Genomic DNA, 21316 nt, shown 5'->3' with positions numbered 1-21316 from the left:
GCCCTGCTAGTGTCAAAGTCTGTTATTGGTTATGCCCCAGCCATGTTTTGGTGTCAAATTTAAGTCATTCTGTGCAGAGTGAAGGGTAAAGAGTGAAGAGAGCGGTAAAGTAGCTAGAAGCGTGAAGCTGAGTGCTGGAAGACAGCCCAAAAACCAGTGATAGGGAGTCATGTTTTGTATAAAGATCATTCGACCGTTTTCAAGCCGTTCCGCTGTTTTGGTCCAATGAATTGGACCCTACAAAACATCAAAACCAACATCCTAAAGCGGCACCCTACAAAAAACGCCCTATGCCGTCATGTCGAGCTAGCCCCGGTATCTTGTTTTGTCTTTTGTAAACACTAAAACCAAGATCCTGACATGCGTCAGGATGACGGCAAGACATCCATTATGCGAACTCGGGTGGCTTGTTCGCTTTACTCTTCACTCTTGTACTTAAATTCGGCCTTGTCGTTGCAGGCGCCGCTCTACCCAAGTGCGATATATCCAAGATAAACAAGGCCGCACTATCGGCAGGCCAATAAACCAAGCCAACAATTTAAGCCTAGGCACACGGCGCATTAATAAGATGTAAGCGTCGATTTCTGACAGCACTTCACCGTCACTTGTTTGTACGTGCAACTCGCGCAATACCTTATGTGGCGTTAGGCCAAGGCTTAATAGTGTGTCTTCTTGGCCGGTAATGTCGAACCAGTAAATGTCGTTGCCACCTTCGCCAGCCCAACGTTCGTAGTTGGCGCGATCTTTAATGCAGCCTTCGCAGCTACCATCATAAAACACCACCAGCTGATGGTGAGCTTCTTTGTTATCCATCTAACCCTCCTAACCAAACCCCTTCGGGTAGCGGTAAGCGATCAGCTAAGGATAAAACTAGAGCTTAAAACCTAAACTTACAGATTAAAGACTTTTTTGCCACGGAATCCACAGAATCCACGGAAAAATAGAGCGGGGCATCTGAAAAGCCTTTTATTCGTAAGATCTAAGAGACAGCTCTCAGTTGCCCGAAGTGTTTGCTCTTACCAATAAGATCCCTTAGCACTTTTCGCTTTTATCTCATGTTAATTTTTCCGTGCGTTCTGTGTTCTTCCGTGGCAAAAGTAGTTTTAAGCTTTTTCTTTTAGCTCTCAGCTTCCAGCAGTGTCTTATCCCAAATACCGTTGCTGTAAGTGCTGTTTAAAGGCGCTTTCGTTTAATGGCTGGCCGCAGGCTTGTTCTATAAGAGTGTCTGTGTCGAGTAAGCTTGCGTGCTGCCAAATATTGTGTTGCAGCCAGTCGAAAATGCTGGGTAATTGTTGTTCAATAAGTTGCTCTAACGACCCTTGTTGTTGCTGCATCGCCGACGCTTGTTGGGCGGCATACATAGCACCCAGAGTATAGCTAGGGAAATAACCAAAGCTACCGTCAGTCCAATGAATGTCTTGCATGCAACCGTCTTTATAGTTGCCTTGAGTGCTTAAGCCTAAATAGCGCTGCATCAGTTGGTCCCAACGCTCGGGCAAGTCTTTGGCTTCTAGCTTACCTTCAATGAGATCCCGTTCAATTTCGTAGCGCAGCATAATGTGCGCCGGATAAGTGACTTCATCGGCATCGACTCGAATAAAGCCAGGCTTAACGCGGGTGTAAAGTTTGGCCAAATTGTCGGGGGCAAACGCGGGCTGAGTACCAAAATGACGCTCCAATAAGGGACTAAGTTGGGCAATAAAGGCGGGGTGTCTTGCTAGCTGCATTTCAAAAAATAGGCTTTGTGATTCATGTACGCCCATTGAACGAGCTTGGCCTACTGGCAGCTTGCGCCATTGTGCGGGTAGCCCTTGTTCGTAGCGAGCATGACCGGTTTCATGGATGACGCCCATTAATGCCTGCGCCACATCGTGTTCGTCATAACGAGTGGTTAGGCGCACGTCTTCGCTAACGCCGCCACAAAAAGGATGCACGCTTACATCTAATCGACCGTGATTAAAATCAAACCCCAATAACGCCATTACGTCTAATCCTAAAGCGCGTTGTTGCTCGATGGCAAACGGGCCTTGAGGTTGTAATACTATTTCGCTGCCTTGTTTATCTTGTACTTCTTTAATCAGTGCGGGCAGCCATTGTTTTACGCCGTTAAATACGCTGTCGAGGGTGGCGCTACGCATTCCGGGTTCAAACTGCTCGAGCAAGCTGTCGTAGCGAGACAAACCCAATACATCGGCGCGGGCTGCTGCAACTTGGCGTGATAAGTTTAAGACTTCTGCAAATAGCGGTAAAAAGCCAGCCCAGTCGTTAGCGGGGCGTAAGCTGCGCCATGCGTGCTCACAACGCGATCCCGCAAGGGATAGTGCTCCTACTAAGTCACTGGGTAACATGGTGGCATCTCGCCACTGGCGGTGCATCTCGGCCAGACTTACTTTTTGATCAGACGCTAATGAAGCTTGGTTTGCAGAGGCAAACCAATCTGCGAGCTTAGGGTCTTGTAATTGTTGATGGCTTAATACCGCCAGTGCACTCATGGCTTCGGCACGAGCTTGGTTGCCGCCTGATGGCATCATGGTCGCTTGATCCCACCCACAAATAGCCCCTAAATGCTGTAAATGGTGCTGCTGTTCAAAATGATGAGTTAGGGCAGAATAAGACATAGGTGGCTCCATAACGTTGAAATATGTTACGCCGCCAATAACTTAAAGCTCGAGTGAGCAAAGAAATAAGAATAAACAGAGCGGGCGGCGCGATAGTGTTGTTGGCCGCAGTATAAGCAAGTTAATGAGCAAGAGGAAACGCCAAGCCCCGGGGAGGAGGAGTAAGGGCGTGGCGTTTTAAACAGTGAGGGATTATTCGTTTGGCTGAGAGGTGCGCACTTTATAAACAAAGTAGCAGCCCAAAAAGCTGATAATAATTGTGGTACAAATAATCACCATCATCGACATAAAACCAACGTCGCTACCAAACATTAAATCAAGCCAAAAAGCCATAGTCGTCTCCCTTCGTGTGCGCTATGGAAGTATCTTAGCGATTGGAGACAATGCAATGCTGATCTCGATCAATAAAGCGACGTTCAACACATTTATCGGCTTTTAAGTAACTTTACGTAGCCTCTTGTAAAGGGTGAAGAGCAAAGAGTGAAGGGTGAAGAAAAAGAATACGACATGACACCGAGCCTGTGAATTCGGTGTTATTTTAACCATTTAACCGGGCTCGTCACGGTATTAATACTCATGGTTGTATTCTCGAGCCTGATAATTACAATCTATTACGTTATAGTTGGCAACAGTACGCTAAATTATTTAACGCTAAAGTAACGTTGTCGGGTGCTTACATTTCTACAGGCAGCCATAATTTGGCCGTTTACTCGATACGTTCAACAATTATCCGCGCTGACTCAATCGAAGAGATTGGGAGTGCATCAACCTGGTTCTTGCTTTTTTTAATCTTAGTGGCCGACTAACAAGTGGCTGATGGTAGCTGTTACCTTTATGTTCTAAGCACGCTGTTTATAGCAACACTGAGCTTTGTTGCGCTTTTTAGCATGGTAGGAGCGTATCTTCAGTCGCTGAAAACGCCACTTGGCTGCCAACGCGAGTGCCAATAACAACATTCAGGAACTATCGATGCAGAAACGCTCAAAACTCGATCCTTATGTCTTCTGGCCCGCCATCGCCGTATTACTGGTTGTTACGGCGCTACTGGTTAGCTTTCAAGACACCGTCGCGCCCCTGATTACGCAGGCGCTGAGCCTCATCACCTACCAAATGGACTGGGTCTTCGAATTTCTGACTTTTGGTATCTTTATCATGCTGCTGTGGTTTGCCGCGGGACGCTATGGAAATATCCGGTTTGGCAATCAGGATGAACTTCCGGCATTCGGAAATTTCAGCTATGGTGCCATGCTATTCTGCGCCGGGATGGGGACCAGTATCATGTTCTGGTCCATCATCGAGCCAATGTATTATTACCAGTACCCGCCTTTTCAGATCGAGGGACAAAGTGCCGCTGCCGCTGAGTGGGCACTAACCTACGGGCTTTTCCATTGGGGCGTTTCTGCCTGGAGCATTTATACGATGCCGACCATAGTGATTGCCTATTCGCTTTATAACAAAGGCAACCGGTCACTCAAAATTTCCCAGGCCTGCAAGGGCGTGCTCGGCAGCAAGGCAGATGGCTGGCTCGGCCGCGTTATTGATATTTTTGTGATCTGGTCGCTAGTTGGCGGGTTGGGCACGTCGCTGGGACTCGGCGTGCCGATGCTCGCCGCTGGCATTGGGGATCTGTTCGGTATTGAACAGTCAACACAGCTCAGTATCGGCATCATCTTTATTTGGTCGGTTATCTACCTGACAAGCGCCACACTAGGGCTAGAAAAGGGCATCAGTAAGCTCAGTAATATCAACGTTTATCTGGCGATTACGCTGGCGTTGTTTGTACTGGTTGTTGGGCCAACGAGCTTTCTGTTTTCCTATTTCACCGACAGCTTCGGTAATATGGCGCAGAATTTTATGCGCATGAGCTTCTACACAGATCCGATTCATAAAAGCGGTTTCCCGCAAGACTGGACCGTTTTCTACTGGGTCTGGTTTGCCTGCACGGCGCCTTTTCTTGGTCTATTTGTGGCGAGAATTTCCAAAGGACGCACGATCAAGTCCGTCATCGTTAACATGCTCGCCTGGGGAACCCTCGGCGGCTGGCTGTATTTCGCCGTTATGGGCGGCTATGCCATGCACCTGCAGCTCACCGATGTGTTCAATGTGGTGCAAAGCATGACGGATAATGGCAATGCCCAAACCATTATTAACGTGCTCAACACACTGCCAATGGGTAAGATTGTGGTCTTATTCTTCGTTATTCTCGGCTTTATCTTCCTGGCCACCTCGCTGGATTCGGCATCCTTCGTGCTTGCCTCTACGGCGTCCAAAAGTGCGGGTGACGGCGAAGAGCCGGCGGTTTGGCATACGATTATCTGGGGGCTCATCATGGCAGTGCTGGCGATATCCCTGTTATTGATTGGGGGATTGAAGGTGGTACAGTCATCCACCGTCATCGTTGCGGTTCCGGTACTCATCATCTATTTACTGCTGATCATTTCCATTCTGCGCTGGCTGCGCCAAGATCACGATTTAAAGGAGCAACATTAATGGGTGTTTTCGATGTGGATTACAGCATGATCCGCGAACGTACAGATCTGCCTTATACGGTCAGGACTATCGAGCATACGCCAATACCGCTGGCAGACGGCACTGTGCTTTCAGCCAAACTGTGGTTGCCCGAAGGCCTTGCCACAGCGCGGGGCGTGATACTGGAATATCTGCCCTATCGCAAAGATGAGTTTACCGCCTTGCGTGATGAAATTCGCCATGGCTACTTTGCGGGTTGCGGCTATGCCTCCGTGCGGGTAGATATCCGCGGCACCGGCGACTCCGGTGGGATCATCCAGGATGAATATCCCCTTGAGGAGCAAAAAGATTGTCTGGAAGTATTCGACTGGATTGTTGCACAGGAATGGTCAGCAGGTAATATTGCCATGATCGGCAAGTCTTGGGGCGGCTTCAATGGCCTGCAGATGGCTACGCACCATCATCCAGCGCTAAAGACCATTATCAGCCTGTGCTCCACAGACGATCGCTACGCCGACGATGTTCACTATCGTGGCGGCACGCTGATGGGCTCAGACATGTTGTGGTGGGCCTCAACCATGTTTGCCTACAACGCTCGCCCACCTTTCCCACGTTTCGTGGGAGATAAGTGGCGTGACATGTGGCTGGAACGCCTGGAAAAAACGCCCCCCTTTGTCGAGGCTTGGCTTGAACACCAAGAGCGCGATGCCTACTGGGAGCAGGGCTCAATTTGTGAGGACTACAGCGCCGTGCGTATTCCGGTGCTGACCATGAGCGGCTGGGCGGATGGCTACACCGACGCTGTATTTCGGCTGATGGACAATCTCGATGTGCCCAAGCGCGCCATCATAGGCCCTTGGGCCCATGAATTTCCCGATCTTGCCATTCCGGGCCCGCAGATTGGTTATTTGCAGGAGTGCGTCAGCTGGTTCGATCGTTGGCTAGCCACGGATGCCACCAGCGAACCCCATGAAGACAGTTTTGTGGTTTATTTGCAGGACAGCGTAGAACCGCAGACAACCTACGATTATCGGGAGGGTCAGTGGGTGGATTTGCTGGCGACGGATATCTCTAGCATTGATGTGATGGCCCCTCTTTCTGGGCAGCATGCGCTTATCAACCGTCAGCATCACGGCATGTATTCTGGGGTGTTTTGTCCCTTCGGCCAAGAGGGCGATCTGCCCGATGACCAGACCATCGACAATGCCCTGGCTACCACCTGGACGTTGCCAGTGGCGGAAGAACCGCTCAATTTTCTCGGCAATCCTCGGGTCAGCCTGCGCCTGAAAAGCGATCAACCTACGGGCAACGTGCATGCGCGTTTAACGGACGTATCACCCGCAGGTGAGAAAACATATATCACCGCCGGTCAGTTTAACCTGACCCATCGTCATTCCCACGCTCATCCCCAGGCACTACCGCTGGATGAATGGTTCGACGTCAGCTTCACATTGGATGCCATCGGCTACCAACTGCCGGTAGGACACCGGTTGGAAATCAGCCTGAGCCCAACCTATTGGCCACAAATATGGCCCTCAGTTACTCTGGCCAAACTCGTGGTGGATCTCGATCATAGCCAGATTTTGGTGCCCCAGTCAGCCACACCCGTGCCCACCGAACTGCCGTTTACCCAGGCGGAAACCGCTAAACCGTTGGCCAAGACCATTCTTCGCGAAGGCAGCCGTACTCGTCAGGTGATCAAATCACTGACCACTCACGAGTGGGTACTGGATGACTTCTCTGATGAAGGGTTGCGCCGACTGGATCACAACGGTATTACCTACGGCACCAAGAACCACAATATCTGGCGCATCCGTGAGAACGATCCACTGAGCGCCGTGACGGAGTCGAACTGGGAAGTTGATCTGAGCGATGCAGATATCAGCATTCACGTGGAGACACAGAGTCGCATGTCTTGCGATGCGGAAAACTTCTACGTGGTGAACAGTTTGCAGGCCTACGAGGAAGGCAAAGAAATCTATCGCAATAGCTGGAAGAAAACGATCGCTCGTCGTTTCTGTTAAGCCAGAACTATCCGACCCCGGCGTATATTGCGCCGGGGTCGGTGTCTAATCAAACCCGCCTTGAGTAAGGTTTTATATTTCCCTTCGCTATTTACGCTTTCCCCCCCGCATGACCTTTTTGGAGCTAAAATAGTTCTTAATAATACCAATCTGGAAAACTAACGGATCAGATTTTTATGCCCTCAGTAGATACTCTGTTGGGTGTCAAGGTCCCACGTTAGTTTTGTAGGTTGGTCTCTTTTAGGGCGTGCCACCATTATTGTGCGAATAAATTCGCCCCTACAAAAAACAAGGAGCCATCCTGATCGTAGGGTCGATTTCAATCGACCAAAAACCATAGCACGGCCTAAAGAGGTCGAGTACTCCTTGCCTAAATAAGGCGACCTTCCGCTCGGGGTAGATTGGTATAACCGCGGCTTCAATGCAGCTCTCATCGGCCTATCCCCGACGAATGTCGGGATCTAGGTTTGTATTTTTTTAGCGTGCCGCTTCAGCTGGCACTCCCGTCTCAGCGGGACTTTTATTCATGTGACGACAGATGCGTACGAATAAGATCGGCTAACTGGCGCGCTGGTTCGGAAGGCCTGCCCACCGAGCGGTGCAGCGCGATTTCAACCGACTGCAAGGCGGGCATACCACTGCGTTCGTCAATGACCCGTAACTGGCTGGTCAGCATGTTACGGGTGACCACGACCACCGCTAAACCTGCCACGACTATCGGCATTAGCCCCGTCATCGACTGGCTGGAGTAAGCTATTCTCCAGTCGCGGCCGGCACTGGCTAGCGCCTGCTCTGCAACGTCGCGAAACACATCGGCACCGGGAGAATAAAGCGCCAAAGGGATCGGGTCGGCAAGAGATGGTTGTGCTTTAGCCCCTACTGCCCAAACTAGTGGCTCGCGACGGATCACTTCACCACCGGGGGAGCGGACCTGGCGGGTGACCACCGCCAAATCCAGGCTGCTGTCCTGCACTTGATTGATCAGTTTGTCGCTGGAACGACACACGACCTGCAGTTTTATGGCCGGAAACAGTTGGCTGAAATGCGACAGCACCGAGGTCAGCAAAAATGCATAATCCTCCGGAATTCCCAAGCTCAGTTCACCCGAAACCTGTCGTTGCTGCAGATCGTTAATCGCCTCCGTATTAATGGCCAGCATTTTTCTGGCATAACCGACCAGCTTTTGTCCCTCGGCGGTAAAGCGCATGCGGCGGCCATCACGTTCATGTAAGACCACACCCAGTGACGACTCAAGGCGGCTTAATTGCATGCTCACAGTGGATTGAGTGTAAGCAAGGCGCTCTGCTGCACCTGTGACCGTACCGGTATCAGCTACCACCACTAAAGTGTGCAGCGTGTTTAGATCAAGTATTTGGCGCCTCAATTCATCAATCCTTGTGATTATAAACATCAAGTAATGTTGATTTTGTGATGTTTTTAAAGTGTATAGAGTAGACGCTTAACTCGCAATACACCCACAAAAGGAGTAACGACGATGAGCAGCTTGACGATCCCATCACAGCATTCGATTTTTATCAGCGTATTTTCGGCACTGGTCGCCGTTATTCTATGGGCCATCGCACCTTTGCTGGTGGATGCAGCTGGCGTGGTTCCCCCTCTGCGGCTAGCAACCATAGCGTTGTTCAGTGGGGCAATGGCTGCACTGCCCGTGGCGTTGCGCCGTCGCCGTGAGCATAAAGAGTTAGCAGGCATTTCTGCCAAATGGAAGCTGGTTATTTATGGTCTGGTGCCGGCGTTAATGTTTGGTGCCGTCGGTAGTTATCTGGCGGGTATTGGTAAAGCACCGACGGCCGAGGCGGCATTAATTAGCTACACTTGGCCGGTGATATTTATTGTGATCAGTCACTGGATGCTCTACCGCCGCATATCCTTACCGGTGGTGCTGGGGGCGCTGACGGCTTTCTCTGGTGCGGCTGTTTTACTGTCGCCGGAATCATTGAGCTCAGGACTTTCTGGCCACGGTGCAGGCTACGCATTGGCGCTGCTGGCTGCTTGTTGCTGGGCGTTGTATTCCTGGGTATGCCAGGTTGCGCCGGTGCCGATAGCTCCCATGATGCCGACCTTGTTTCTGATTGCTACCGGCGGCGCCGCTTTGGCCGATACGCTGTCGGGCAATGCCTCAGGAATGCCGTCTGGTACCGCGTTAGCCGCGGGTGTCGCTTTGGGGCTTGGTCCTTACGGACTTGCCATGGTGGCGTGGGATCTGGCGCTGCGCAGCGGGCCGGCGGCATTAGTTGGCAGTCTGGCCTACGCGGTGCCTGTACTGGCGGCAGCATTTCTGGTGGTGGCGGGCATAGCCGCGCCCGATTGGAGGTTACCGGTGGCAGCATTACTGGTGGTGGTTGGAGCGGTTATTGCCTCGATGAAATGGAGCAATAAAGGCACCCCCGTTATCGTATGACTAGTGCGAGTGGTCATCTTTGCTCTGATACAGGAAACCAGGTCTCCTAACATCCCTGGTTTCTGTTCGTGGTTTTCAATAACTATCAGCGCTAGACTGAACGCAACTTAATTAATAAGGAACGTCAACATGATACAGCAAGGCCAAACCTTACCCTCTGCCACCTTGGGTCAGCTCACAACAGATGGGATGGTGAATCACCAAACAGACGAGTTGTTCGCTAATAAGAAAGTCGTATTGTTTGCTGTGCCCGGAGCTTTTACACCTACCTGCTCGGCATCTCATTTGCCCGGTTTCATTGTTCTTGCAGACCAAATCAAGGCAAAAGGCGTAGACATTATCGCCTGCGTTTCAGTTAACGATGCATTTGTAATGAAAGCATGGGGTGAAGCACAAAATGCTTGTGAGATCATGATGTTGGCTGATGGAGACGCCAGTTTTACAAAAGCGCTGGGATTAGAGATGGATACCGCTACTTTTGGCGGCATTCGCTCAAAAAGGTACGCTATGATTATTGAAAATGGCGTCGTTAAACAACTAAACGTAGAAGCGCCTAAACAATTTGAAGTCAGCTCTGCTGAAGCCATTCTAGCTAGTTTGTAATCAAGCTTTCTATAGATGAAACCGGAAGTTGGACTTCCGGTTTATTACTTAGCAGTCGATATAATACCAAACTGAGTAAGTCACAGGTCTATTTGGCTGATCTGTAAATGCCGAACTATTTAAGGGTTAATCTTATTAACCTCGTACCCCGCTTGCTGTAAGAGCTCAAGTAATCCGTATTCCCCGTATAAATGCAACGCGCCTACCACGATTAATGCGTGTTGTGGGGCCTGGTGCTTTAGGTTTTTTAGCCACAGTTGATTGCGCGCTAACAGTAATTCTTGCTCGATAAAGGCGCTTAACTCTGGCGACTGTTCGTCATGCAATAACGCCAACAGGGCTTGTTCATCACCACTTTGCCAAGTGCTCAATAATAATTCGAGCTGCTGGGCCAAATCATCCTGCTCAGCTAAGGTATGGCGAACAAAGTCTTGCTCAAGCTGGCGCTCAGAGAGTGAAGCCAACAGCTTAAATACTAATGTGGGTGGCTCTAAACCTCTCACGGGTATGTGTTGCTGCTGTGCTAAATGTAGCAGCTGCATATCGACGCCTTGGTGACTTGAAAAGCCCAAACGCTGCGCATTAACTTGGCTCAGTTGCATGACGGCAAACCAGGGGGGCAATGGTTTTAACTGTGGTAGTCCCATCTCATCAATCAGTTGCTCCAGTTGGGTGGTGAGAGATTCACCTAACCGGTCTTGCCAAGTCTCGTTAGCCGGTAGCGCTAAATAAGGAGCCAGCACTGCTGGAGTGACAGTGTCGGGATCCACTTCCAAATACAGCAGCTCACTTTGCGCCAATTGGCGCAATAACGGCTCGGGCAAGGTAGCCAGACGACTATCAGCGACGTGAATAGAGCCATACAACCATAATTTTTGCTCGCCTTTGGTGGCAGACCATAAGGCGGGAGCGGCTAGGCTGTAGCTGCTGTAACCCCACAGTAATAGCAAAGAGAAAAGTTTGAACACGGGCGATCAGCCTCCGGCTTTAGGGTCTGTTGACCTTTCGCGGTTAAATTTTGTTCGAGTTAAACGCGTTTTTATCGAGGCGAGCGGGTTGTAGCCTAGTCATTCTAAGCAAAGCCCGCTCAACGAAGAGAAAAACGCGTTTAGCCGAACCCAAAGGGCAGCGCTTGTGGCGCCTTTCTACTGTGTTAGCGCTTATTGATGGAGAATAGCTACATGGCATAAGCACTGCCTTGTATAAAGACGCCACAAACTGCTGCAAAAATCATCTCGAAAGGTCAATAGACCCTAAGTAGTAGTTTGTCTAATGCCCGCGCACTTAGCAGGCGACGCAGCCAGCTCATCATGATAGTAGGGCGGGTAATGGGGTAGCGAATTTTGGGCTTAGTACTAGTAAGGGCATGTAGCAACGGCGCCATACAGGCTTCGGGCTCCAGGCTATAACGCGAGCTGGGGCCGGGTCGTTGCAGTCGGTCTAGCGTTTGCTGATAACCCGCGTGATGGCGACTGGCATCAGTATTAATATGGCGTAAGAAAGCGATTTTTGAGTTTTCTCTAAAGCGCGTTTCAATGGGGCCCGGCTCTATCAGACTAACCGCAACACCAGTGCCATTCAGCTCTAAACGAAGTGTGTCGGTGTAGCCTTCTAGCGCAAACTTAGAGGCGTTATAGGCACCGCGAAAGGGTAAGGCTACCAAGCCTAAAATAGAGCTGTTTTGTACAATACGACCTTCACCTGCGGCCAACATAGTTGGCAATATTAGGCGAGTGAGATGGTGGAGACCAAATAGATTACTTTCAAACTGCTCACGCAATGCCTGAGTCGGTAAATCTTCTAGCGCTCCCGGCTGGCCGTAAGCCCCGTTATTAAATAAACCATAAAGACGACCGCCAGTGAGTTGCAGTGTGTAAGCAACCGCAGCCTCAATGCTGCCCTCATCGGCTAAGTCTAATAATACCGCAGTTAAACCCGCTTGCTGCAAGGCATCTACATCTTCTTGCCGCCTAGCCGAGGCAATCACTTGAAAGCCTTGTTGCCGTAAAAAATGCGCGGAACATAAGCCTATGCCCGATGAGCAGCCGGTAATTAACACACTTTTCGCAGCCGGATCAGATTTATTCATAGACATCGCCATAGAGAGTTATAAGCCCTGAGTCAGCTAAAACCCAAATCAGTTGAGAATAGATACTTACTCTGCCTGTTGTTGCGTAGTACGGCAAGCTGACAATGAACTGGTGTTGTATTATCAGCCCAAACTGGTGGCTCCGGCTGGGCCACTGACGGGAATGGAAGCCTTAATACGCTGGCAAAGTCCCAAACACGGCTTTTTAACACCGGACCGCTTCTTGCCGTAGGCCGAAAAATCTGGCTTGATAGTCCCTATTGGTAACTGGGTCATTAATGAGGCTTGCCGGCAGATGAAGGTCTGGGTCGAACAGGGGCATAGCGACTGGAGTGTCGCCGTGAATTTATCTGCCGTGCAGCTGGAGCATATCAGCTTGGTGGATGTGGTTCGCACCGCGTTAGAGACACATGAATTGTCGCCCACGCATCTGGTGCTTGAAGTGACCGAATCGACTGCCATGCACGATGCCGAGGCCAGCCTCAAAGTGCTGAATAAGCTGTCTGCTTTGGGCCTGTCCATTTCCATTGATGACTTTGGTACGGGTTATTCCAGCTTGCTCTATCTCAAGCACTTACCGGCCAATGAGCTAAAAATCGACCGCGGCTTTATTACCGAACTGGCGCAGGGTAATGATGATGAAGCCATTATTCAGGCGATTATTGCGCTGGGCAAAACATTGGGCATGAAAATTGTGGCTGAAGGTGTAGAAACGCCAGAGCAGCAAGAGCTATTAACCCGACTGGGCTGCGACACCTTACAGGGATACCTGCTGGGCAGACCTGGCCCTGCAGATGCTCAGACTAAGAAGGTGGAGCATCCTGAGAAAAAACCGGAATTAGCGCCGGCTTTTCAGTAAGATTTTCTTTCTAACCGCCTCTGAGCCCTTAATCGGGCTCAGGGGCGGTTTTGTATTTGCTGCAGATTCAAGCTGAAATAACACGATTTTTACCATTTCGCTTTGCTTCATACAAAGCCCCATCTGCACGTTTCAGAGTATCTTCATATGAGCGATCTGTTGGCGCCATCGTTGCTACGCCAATACTGACGGTCACGGCAATGCCATCAACAGAACAATGACTCAGTGCCAGATTGAAACGCGCACGCAGCCGTTCGGCAAATTGCGCCGCATGCACCAAATTAGTATTAGGCAATACAATCACAAATTCATCCCCTCCAAAGCGGCAGGCAACATCCGTTTTTCTAAGCTCAGCTCGACAAATATCGGCTACCGTTAAGATGGCTTTATCACCGGCGTGATGACCTTGAGTGTCATTAATCTGCTTTAGATGATCAAGATCGAATATCAGCATTGATATTGGCATGGCATGTCGCTCAAAAGTTTCATAATGAACGGCAAGATCGGCCTCAAGCTTTCTGCGATTGAATAACTTAGTTAGTTGGTCAGTATCACTGAGCTCGCGTAGTTTTACTTCTAGTTCGTGTCGCTGGGTAATATTGCTTGCGACCCAAAGCACCACTTCTTCATCGTCAACCAAAAAGTCTAGAGCTTGAATACGACCTTCGAACCAGATGGGTTGGTCGGGGCCTTCATCGGATAAGCCTTTTACATCTTTGTTGCTCAGCTCATACTCTTTGATCAACAAAGCCCCAGATTCCAGCGCCAATTCGATCTGTTCAATAAACCAGTTAGCTTTTTCGGTTTTTACTATGTCGCTAATATATAAACCAATCAGCCCATTACCGTCGTGATAATAGCGAGCATCGCGACCACCAAACACCGCCGAATATTTTCCACTGCGTGACAGGATAAAGGCAGGATCAGGCAATGCTCTCAGCACGGAGGCCATTTTTTCAATATTGATCATAAAAGCGCTCTATATAGTGGTTCTAGACATTCGATTGGTAGCCATTAGCTCAGCGCAATTTTCAGTCTAGCTGAGTTTCATCTGTCTCTCACCTAAAACGTCAGAGCGGCGAGATAGGGTCTATAAACGTAGCAACAGAGTCGTAGACTATAGGGAATTCGCGTATTTTTCAGATCTTTGTAGGCTAAATATGGCTCATTTAAGGAAGCATATAGAGGGAGGGCACTGCTAAAGTTGGCTGTAAGATTTTGATTTTAAAGGGAAATGGCGCTCCCACCAGGACTCGAACCTGGATCGACCGCTTAGGAGGCAGCTGTTCTATCCTGTTGAACTATGGGAGCACGGGGCGATTATATATAATTCGGCGTCTATTGAGAACCCATAGTCCATGTAAGTGGATATAAAAGCGGCTGTTGCTGGATCAGGCTACTTGCTCAGGTGTTTTATTAAAACGCTCGAGTCCATTTTTGATAAGCATAACGGCAATCACAATAGCGCCGCCCACTAAGGCTTGTTGGCTTGGGTGTTCGCTTAAGAACAACCAGACTAAGAGAGTGCCGAACAGGGTTTCTAACAACAGCAGCAGGCTGACTTCTGCCGAGGGCAAGTACTGCGGCCCTTGCTGAATGAGGGTAAAACCGACGGGCAGCACCACTAGGCACAATAACACTAACCATCCCATATCTGTCGCATCGGGTAGGGCGATGGTACCACTCCAGGCTAATGCCAGACCCGCGGTGATTATGCCACTCAGGGCGAGCATGGGGCTCATGTCGATATGGGGTTGGCTGCGCGCTAGGGTGAAATTGCCGGCTAACCCCAGTGCCGCTATCAAGGCAAAGGCGCTGCCTAGCCAAGAGCCTGAACCCAGATCATCCAGCACAATCAGGCTGATGCCGAACATACAACCGCCAATGGCAAGCCAGGTGCGCAGGGGAAGGCGTTCTTGCAAAAAGAAGCGACTCAGCAGGGCGGCGATTAGGGGAGCGGTGGCTAAAATAACCAGCACGTTACCGGCTTTGGTAAAGTGGTTGCCTAGTATAAAACCTATGGTGCTCAGACTGAATAGTAGGGCACAGCCGATTCCGGCGCGGCCACAGACCAGATAAGCCCGCCACCATTGACTGCGATAACGCAGGATCACGATCAGCAAGAAGCCGACTATATTAAGTAGGCCACGCCACAGCACGACTTGCTCTGCTGGTAGGGTGATCAAGCGCAATAATAAAGCATCAGGAGCAATTATTAGCACGCCTAACCCAGTAAGCAAGAGTCCTTTCTTGTGATTATCCATGACAGTTCATTTGGTGAAGTGTTATCCCATGCTAGCACACAAGCGCCAGGAGCCAAGTCGTGAAGGGGGGAGGTAGCGCCCGGCGCCAAGCACCCAGCTAAACAAAGATCGATGTTTGGTTTAATGCTGTTATCCTGACGAATGTCAGGATCTAGGTTTTGTTTTTGAGTGCCAAGAGCGAGATACCGGAACATATAAAGCGGTAAGCTTGTAGCTGAGAGCTGGAAGAAAAACACCGGACTTATAGGTATTTTAACATCCGGCTTCTAGCCTATCACTTAGTCACAACTCTGTTCTGTGTTCAGAGACAGCTGGGTAGCCTCATCCGACACGCTGCAAGCACATCCTTGTGGCGCTCAGCACATGACATCCCTGTCATGTGATGGTCGGTTGAGGCAATCCCAGCAGTCTCTTCCTTGGTATCGGAGTCATGTCGACCACATTGACAGGCGGCTTCGTGTTCATGGGAGGGTAGAGGACGTCTGCTCCGTCGACCCTCCGCGCCAGGGAGGGCGCGGCGGAGCCCCCAAGGATGGGTTTACGGCGAGTCGAGCGGAGTAGTGGCCTCTGCCCGACTTACACCATCAACGTCAACAAAAACTTGTGACTAAGTGTTCCTGCTTCAGGCTTATGGTTTTGTTAGCGCTTGGCTACTGTCTCTGATCACCAGTTCGGGGGTGAGGGTGAGTACGCACCGTGGGCTGTCTGGGTTTTTAATGCGGGTGAGCAGGGTATCTACGGCCAGCGCCCCCATACCTGCCTTGGGTTGTTCGACACTAGTCAGTGCCGGCACCAGATAATGCGCAAGTTCGATATTGTCGTAGCCGACAATCGACATTTGCTCTGGCACCGCAACGTTGGCATCGGCCAAGGCGCGTAAAGCCCCCATAGCCATCATATCGTTGGCAATAAATACCGCCGAGGGGCGCTCGGGTAAGGACAGCAAGGCACTCATGGCGCTGTTGCCACCGGCTAGCTCAAAATCACCTTCACAGATCCATTCATTTCGCACCGTTAAACCGGCCTGGCTCATGGCCGTTTTAAAGCCCGCCAGTCGTTCGTCTGCAGCCCGCTGGCCCACCGGCCCAGTAATACAGCCAATATGGCGATGCCCCAAGCTAACTAAATGCTCGGTGGCCAATTGACCACCAAGCTGACCACCATCCTGAATAATATCGGCGGCCATATCTTGTGGGCCCCAGTCGGCCAACACCAGAGGGACGTTAGGGTAGCGGTCAAAGATACCGGCACCTAACTCAAGCTGAGTGCACATTAAAATAATGCCGTCGACACGCTTTTGCAGCAGCATTTCCATGTTGCTGTTTAAGCGCGATTTATCACCTTGGGTGTTACACAAGGCCAAGCTGTAGCCCTGCTCGAAACAGCGTTGCTCTACCCCCTGTACTACTTCGGCAAAAAAGGGATTAGCACTACTGGTCACCAGCATGCCTAAAGTGCGGGTTTCTTTAACCTTTAGGCTACGCGCCAGAGCAGAGGGCGCGTAGTGCAGATCTTTAATGACTTGCTCTACCCGCAAGGTAATCTCTGGACTAACAAAGCGGGTTTTATTCAGCACATGACTCACCGTTGAGGTAGACACCTGAGCCGCACGGGCGACATCTTTAATGGTGGCCATTAATTGGATTCCGGCATTAGTTAGCGTCCAATAATGCCTGAATTTCGGCGTGATACGGAATTGAGGTTTGAGCACCCGTTCGGGTCACCGACAAGGCCGCCGCCGCTTGTGCAAACCGTACTGCGGTCATTAATGGCTGGCCTTGTTGCAAGGCCGCCAGCAAGGCGCCGTTGAAGGTGTCGCCTGCCGCCGTAGTATCAATGGCGTTCACCTTAAAGCCCGGTATTAATTGGCCGGCCTTGCCGCGTTCGCTTAGCCAGACGCCTCTGGCTCCCAAGGTGATAATAACGGTGGCGATGCCCTTGGCGTGCAGTGCTGCTGCCGCCTGCGCGGCACCTAGGTCATTATTTACCGCCATACCGGTTAGCCGTTCGGCTTCGGTTTCATTGGGGGTAATCATATCCACTAACGACAAAAACGCATCGGGCAAGGCTTGCGCCGGGGCTGGGTTGAGCACGACTTTTGCCCCCTGTGCCTTGGCTTGAGTAGCGGCGGCAATATTAGTATCAAGCGGAATTTCCAGCTGCAGCAGCAGTTGTTTGCAGGCAAGCCCTGCACTATGGCGTTGCAATTGCTCGGGCGTTAACCGGCCGTTGGCGCCGGCGGCCAGTGCAATGGTGTTTTCACCCTCACTATTTACCTGAATGAGCGCTACGCCAGTATTCACGCCGCGTATCGACTCAATGGCCTCGGTATTCATGCCATCGGTGGCAAAGCCCTCGACCAAGGTGCTAGCCAGAGCATCGTCACCTACGCAGGCAATAAAACGCGTGCGGGCACCGGCACGCACCGCTGCCACCGCCTGATTAGCCCCTTTGCCGCCGGGCACAATTTGATAATCACTACCGGTTAGGGTTTCGCCTGGACGCGGAAACTGCGCCAGGCGAATAACGTGATCGATATTAATACTGCCTACTACGGTTAATGTCATGGTGTGAACCTTACTTGCTGATCACTTGCAGTGGCACGGGAATATGCTGTTCTACAGTTTCGCCTTTAAGGATCTTGTCGGCGGTTTCTACTGCAATGGCGCCAATGGCGTCAGGCTGCTGGGCGATGGTGGCCGACAAGCGTCCGCCCTGTACCGCTTTTATGCCGTCTTGAGTGCCATCAAAACCGACAATGAGCACGTCTTTTTTATTGGCGGCTTGCAGGGCACGCAGGGCACCCAGTGCCATTTCGTCGTTTTGGGCAAATACCGCTTGCACGCCTGCATTACCGGCCAACAGGTTTTCCATTACGTTTAAACCTTTGGTGCGATCAAAGTCTGCGGGCTGGCTGGCCAATAGTTCAAAACCATGCTTAGCAATCGACTGTTTAAAGCCTTCGCCACGCTCACGGGCAGCACTGGTGCCGGCAATGCCTTCCAGTTGGATTACCTTGGCGTTTTCACCGACTTGCTGGGCAATAAAATCACCGGCCATCAGGCCGCCGGCTACGTTGTCGGAGGCAATGTGTGAAACTACGTCACCGCGGCTGGCAGCCCGATCCAAGGTTATCACCGGCAGCTTGGCGCGATTGGCCAGACGAATAGCATTAGTCACCGCATCCGAGTCGGTAGGGTTGATCAGCAACACTTTGGCGCCGCGTACACTTAAGTCTTCTACGTTCGACAGCTCTTTGGCGGGATCATTTTGTGAGTCCAGCACGATCAGGTTGTAACCCAGCTCGGCGGCTTTTTTCTCGGCACCTTCTTTCATGGTGACAAAGAACGGGTTATTTAGAGTAGAAATAACCAGTGCTAAGGTATCTTTGGCATAGGCGCCGCTACTCATGGTGGCGCCAAGCAGAGCAACAGAAAGCAGTGTGGTCAGTTTTTTCATGATGCGTTTCCTTAATAATAACGGCTTAAAGTGAGCCTGAATGTTACTTGTGTTTGTTGTCGACCAATACGGCCAGCAAAATAACGGTCGCCTTGGCAATCATCTGGTAATAAGACGATACGTCCAGCAGGTTAAGGGCATTATTCAAAAATCCGATAATCAGGGCGCCAATCAAGGTGCCCATAATGGCTCCTTTACCGCCAGCTAGGCTGGTGCCACCTAATACAACGGCAGCGATGGCGTCTAGTTCATAGGTGGTACCGGCGGTAGGCTGGGCCGAAGACAAGCGGCTGGTCACAATAATGGCAGCCAGTGCCGACAGCATGCCACAAATGGCATACACGCCAATTTTTACCCGAGCCACGTTAATGCCCGACAAGCGAGCGGCGGCTTCGTTACCGCCCACCGCATAAATATAGCGGCCAAAACGAGTATGGTTTAGCAGATACCAAGCACCGAGAAAGGTCATGGCCATCAACCACACCGGCACCGGTATGCCAAATACATAGCCGGTACCAAACCAAGCAAAAATATCGCCGGCATCGGTAAAGCCTGTCGAAATAGGGCGGCCTTCGGTATACACCATGGTTACACCGCGCAGCAGCGTCATGGTCACCAAAGTAGCAATAAATGCCTGCACCCGGCCTTTGGCCACAATTAGGCCACTTAAACTACCCAGGGCAAAGCCTGCCAGTAATATTGCCGGCAGAGTGATGAAAATAGACAACTCCATCGACACCATACTGGCGGCAAAAGCACCACACAACGCCAACACCGAGCCGACACTTAAGTCTATGCCGGCGGTGAGAATGACCAAGGTCATGCCTACGGCAATAATGGCGTTAACCGACGTTTGGCGCAAAATGTTGAGCAGATTGTCGACGGTAAAAAAATACGGATTTAATGCCGACACCACGGCAATCAGCACGATAAGTGCAATCAGTGATTTTTGGGCAATCAGCCACTCTTTGCTGAACCAACGGCGGTTATTGGCGGTCGTCATCATGCTTGTTCCTTTTGGTGGGTATTACCGACGGCCGCGGCCAGCAGTTGTTCTTGAGTAGCGGTGGTGGCGTTAAATTCACCGTTAATACGCCCTTGGTGCATGACCATAATGCGATCACTCATGCCTAATACTTCTGGCATGTCGGATGACACTAAAATAATGGCCATGCCTTCTTGTTTAAAGCGGTTGATCAGCTGATAGATTTCTTTTTTAGCACCCACATCGACACCGCGAGTGGGCTCGTCGAGGATCAGCACCTTGGGGCGGGTCATCAGGCCTTTGGCAATGGCCACTTTTTGCTGATTGCCCCCCGATAAATTACCAATCAGTTGCTCGCGACCCGGGGTTCTAATCTTAAACAGATCAATGAAGTCGTCTACGGCGCTGCGTTCGGCTGCGTGATCCAGCTGGGGGCCACTGCTAAACTCGGCCAATGCCGACAGACTCATGTTAATTTTGACCGATAAGCCTAAGATTAGACCATCACCTTTGCGGTCTTCTGAAATATAAGCAATGCCGGCGGCCAAGCCCTGTTGCGGATGATTGGCGGCATAGGGTTTGCCCGATAACCACACCTGACCTTTGGTGCGTGGCTCGGCACCATACAGTGCTTTAACCAGTTCGGTACGACCCGCCCCCATTAGGCCGGAAAACCCGAGTATTTCACCCTGATGCAAACTAAAGCTCACATCACGAATGCCCGGCGCACTCAGGTGGTCTACTTTAAGTACTTCTAAGCCCTGAGGCACCTGCATCCGCGGGTATTGCTCGTCTAATTTGCGACCGACCATCATCTCAATGAGTTGATCTTCATCGATGTCGCTTACGGCGGCTTCGGCGATCCATTTGCCATCGCGCAACACGGTAACACGGTCGCAAATATCAAAAATTTCCTGCAGCCGGTGCGAGATATACACCATGGCGCAACCGTCGGCCCGTAGCTCTTCAATAACGCGGAATAATGCTTGGGTTTCGGTGTCGGTTAGCGCATCGGTCGGTTCATCCATAATGATGACATCGGCCTTAAACGACAGCGCCTTAGCAATTTCCACCATTTGTTGGGCACCAATACTCAAATTGCCCAAGCGGGTGTTAGGAGATTGGCGAATTTGCAGTCGGTCGAGCAACACCTGAGCATCCGCATACAGCTGAGTCCAGTTGATTTTGCCAAAGGCATTCACTGGCTCTCTGCCGAGAAAAATATTTTCGGCGATGGTCAGCTCATCCAGCAGATTCAGCTCTTGGTGAATAATACCAATGCCCGCTTGCTGCGAATCTCGTGGGCCTTTAAAACGACAAGGCTGGCCACGGTAGACAATGCTGCCTGCGTCCGGCTGATAAATACCGGTGAGTACCTTCATCATGGTGGACTTACCGGCGCCGTTTTCGCCCATTAGTGCCATCACTTGGCCTGGATACACGTTCAGGCCGGCTTGATCTAGCGCCTTAACGCCAGGAAATGCCTTTTCTATGCCAGTTAGGGACAGTATAGGTTCCATGTTC

Annotated in this window: 17 protein-coding genes, 1 tRNA gene and 1 pseudogene; 5 read left to right on the top strand and 14 right to left on the bottom strand. The window is 50.9% G+C overall.

Annotated elements, in window-relative coordinates; genetic code table 11:
* Window positions 1-435 precede the first annotated feature (435 nt).
* From ACFQ1C_RS12855 to ACFQ1C_RS12845, 3 genes are all read right to left on the bottom strand, one after another.
* Window positions 436-813: a thiol-disulfide oxidoreductase DCC family protein gene (locus tag ACFQ1C_RS12855; RefSeq protein ID WP_379559018.1), complete on the bottom strand. Its 378-nt coding sequence runs from the start codon at window positions 811-813 to the stop codon at window positions 436-438.
* A 329-nt stretch (window positions 814-1142) separates the two neighbouring features.
* Window positions 1143-2618 carry a carboxypeptidase M32 gene (locus tag ACFQ1C_RS12850; protein ID WP_379559017.1) on the bottom strand — a complete coding sequence of 492 codons (1476 nt, stop codon included), beginning with the start codon at window positions 2616-2618 and terminating at the stop codon, window positions 1143-1145.
* Between the two features lie 192 nt (window positions 2619-2810).
* The gene (locus tag ACFQ1C_RS12845) at window positions 2811-2951 is read right to left on the bottom strand and encodes a DUF3149 domain-containing protein (RefSeq protein ID WP_379559016.1); all 141 of its coding nucleotides are present in this window, start codon (window positions 2949-2951) and stop codon (window positions 2811-2813) included.
* 636 nt (window positions 2952-3587) lie between these two features.
* On the opposite strand from ACFQ1C_RS12845, the gene ACFQ1C_RS12840 reads away from it, so the two are divergent.
* Both ACFQ1C_RS12840 and ACFQ1C_RS12835 read left to right on the top strand, forming a co-directional pair.
* Window positions 3588-5108 (top strand): BCCT family transporter, encoded by a 1521-nt coding sequence (locus tag ACFQ1C_RS12840; RefSeq protein WP_379559015.1) that lies wholly within the window; start codon window positions 3588-3590, stop codon window positions 5106-5108.
* The gene (locus tag ACFQ1C_RS12835) at window positions 5108-7111 is read left to right on the top strand and encodes a CocE/NonD family hydrolase (RefSeq protein WP_379559014.1); all 2004 of its coding nucleotides are present in this window, start codon (window positions 5108-5110) and stop codon (window positions 7109-7111) included. Before ACFQ1C_RS12840 ends, ACFQ1C_RS12835 begins: the two co-directional genes overlap by 1 nt.
* 520 nt (window positions 7112-7631) lie before the next feature.
* Here the strand turns inward: ACFQ1C_RS12835 and ACFQ1C_RS12830 are convergent.
* Window positions 7632-8495, bottom strand: coding sequence for a LysR substrate-binding domain-containing protein (locus tag ACFQ1C_RS12830; RefSeq protein WP_379559013.1), 864 nt, complete (start codon window positions 8493-8495; stop codon window positions 7632-7634).
* A 111-nt stretch (window positions 8496-8606) separates the two neighbouring features.
* On the opposite strand from ACFQ1C_RS12830, the gene ACFQ1C_RS12825 reads away from it, so the two are divergent.
* Complete coding sequence (locus tag ACFQ1C_RS12825) at window positions 8607-9533, top strand: DMT family transporter (RefSeq protein WP_379559012.1); 927 nt, start codon at window positions 8607-8609, stop codon at window positions 9531-9533.
* A 129-nt stretch (window positions 9534-9662) separates the two neighbouring features.
* Entirely contained in the window at window positions 9663-10136 is a 474-nt protein-coding gene (locus tag ACFQ1C_RS12820; RefSeq protein ID WP_379559011.1) for a peroxiredoxin, read from the top strand.
* Between the two features lie 119 nt (window positions 10137-10255).
* On the opposite strand, the gene ACFQ1C_RS12815 is transcribed toward ACFQ1C_RS12820, so the two are convergent.
* Both ACFQ1C_RS12815 and ACFQ1C_RS12810 read right to left on the bottom strand, forming a co-directional pair.
* Window positions 10256-11104: a TraB/GumN family protein gene (locus ACFQ1C_RS12815; RefSeq protein WP_379559010.1), complete on the bottom strand. Its 849-nt coding sequence runs from the start codon at window positions 11102-11104 to the stop codon at window positions 10256-10258.
* A gap of 275 nt (window positions 11105-11379) precedes the next feature.
* Window positions 11380-12225, bottom strand: a complete 846-nt coding sequence (locus ACFQ1C_RS12810) for an SDR family oxidoreductase (RefSeq protein ID WP_379559009.1) — start codon at window positions 12223-12225, stop codon at window positions 11380-11382.
* Between the two features lie 52 nt (window positions 12226-12277).
* Between ACFQ1C_RS12810 and ACFQ1C_RS12805 the strand changes: the two are divergent.
* A pseudogene (locus tag ACFQ1C_RS12805) lies at window positions 12278-13084 on the top strand (putative bifunctional diguanylate cyclase/phosphodiesterase).
* 67 nt (window positions 13085-13151) lie between these two features.
* On the opposite strand, the gene ACFQ1C_RS12800 reads toward ACFQ1C_RS12805, so the two are convergent.
* From ACFQ1C_RS12800 to rbsA, 8 genes are all read right to left on the bottom strand, one after another.
* Window positions 13152-14054 (bottom strand): GGDEF domain-containing protein, encoded by a 903-nt coding sequence (locus ACFQ1C_RS12800; protein ID WP_379559008.1) that lies wholly within the window; start codon window positions 14052-14054, stop codon window positions 13152-13154.
* Between the two features lie 265 nt (window positions 14055-14319).
* A tRNA-Arg gene (locus ACFQ1C_RS12795) sits at window positions 14320-14395 on the bottom strand.
* A gap of 80 nt (window positions 14396-14475) precedes the next feature.
* A complete protein-coding gene (locus tag ACFQ1C_RS12790) occupies window positions 14476-15348 on the bottom strand; it encodes a DMT family transporter (protein WP_379559007.1) in 873 nt (290 codons plus the stop codon).
* Between the two features lie 628 nt (window positions 15349-15976).
* Window positions 15977-16984 carry a substrate-binding domain-containing protein gene (locus tag ACFQ1C_RS12785; RefSeq protein ID WP_379559006.1) on the bottom strand — a complete coding sequence of 336 codons (1008 nt, stop codon included), beginning with the start codon at window positions 16982-16984 and terminating at the stop codon, window positions 15977-15979.
* 16 nt (window positions 16985-17000) lie between these two features.
* Complete coding sequence (rbsK, locus tag ACFQ1C_RS12780; RefSeq protein ID WP_379559005.1) at window positions 17001-17915, bottom strand: ribokinase; 915 nt, start codon at window positions 17913-17915, stop codon at window positions 17001-17003.
* Window positions 17916-17925: 10 nt separating this feature from the next.
* Entirely contained in the window at window positions 17926-18807 is an 882-nt protein-coding gene (rbsB, locus tag ACFQ1C_RS12775) for a ribose ABC transporter substrate-binding protein RbsB (RefSeq protein WP_379559004.1), read from the bottom strand.
* 43 nt (window positions 18808-18850) lie between these two features.
* Window positions 18851-19810, bottom strand: a complete 960-nt coding sequence (gene rbsC, locus ACFQ1C_RS12770; RefSeq protein WP_379559038.1) for a ribose ABC transporter permease — start codon at window positions 19808-19810, stop codon at window positions 18851-18853.
* Window positions 19810-21312, bottom strand: a complete 1503-nt coding sequence (gene rbsA / locus ACFQ1C_RS12765) for a ribose ABC transporter ATP-binding protein RbsA (protein ID WP_379559003.1) — start codon at window positions 21310-21312, stop codon at window positions 19810-19812. The genes rbsC and rbsA overlap by 1 nt, the downstream gene beginning before the upstream one ends.
* Window positions 21313-21316 lie beyond the last annotated feature (4 nt).

The organism is Oceanisphaera ostreae, assembly GCF_042676125.1.
GTDB classification, from domain to species: Bacteria; Pseudomonadota; Gammaproteobacteria; order Enterobacterales; family Aeromonadaceae; genus Oceanimonas; species Oceanimonas ostreae.
The sequence above is the reverse complement of the archived record's forward strand: the minus strand, read 5'-3'. Positions and strand labels throughout refer to the sequence as shown.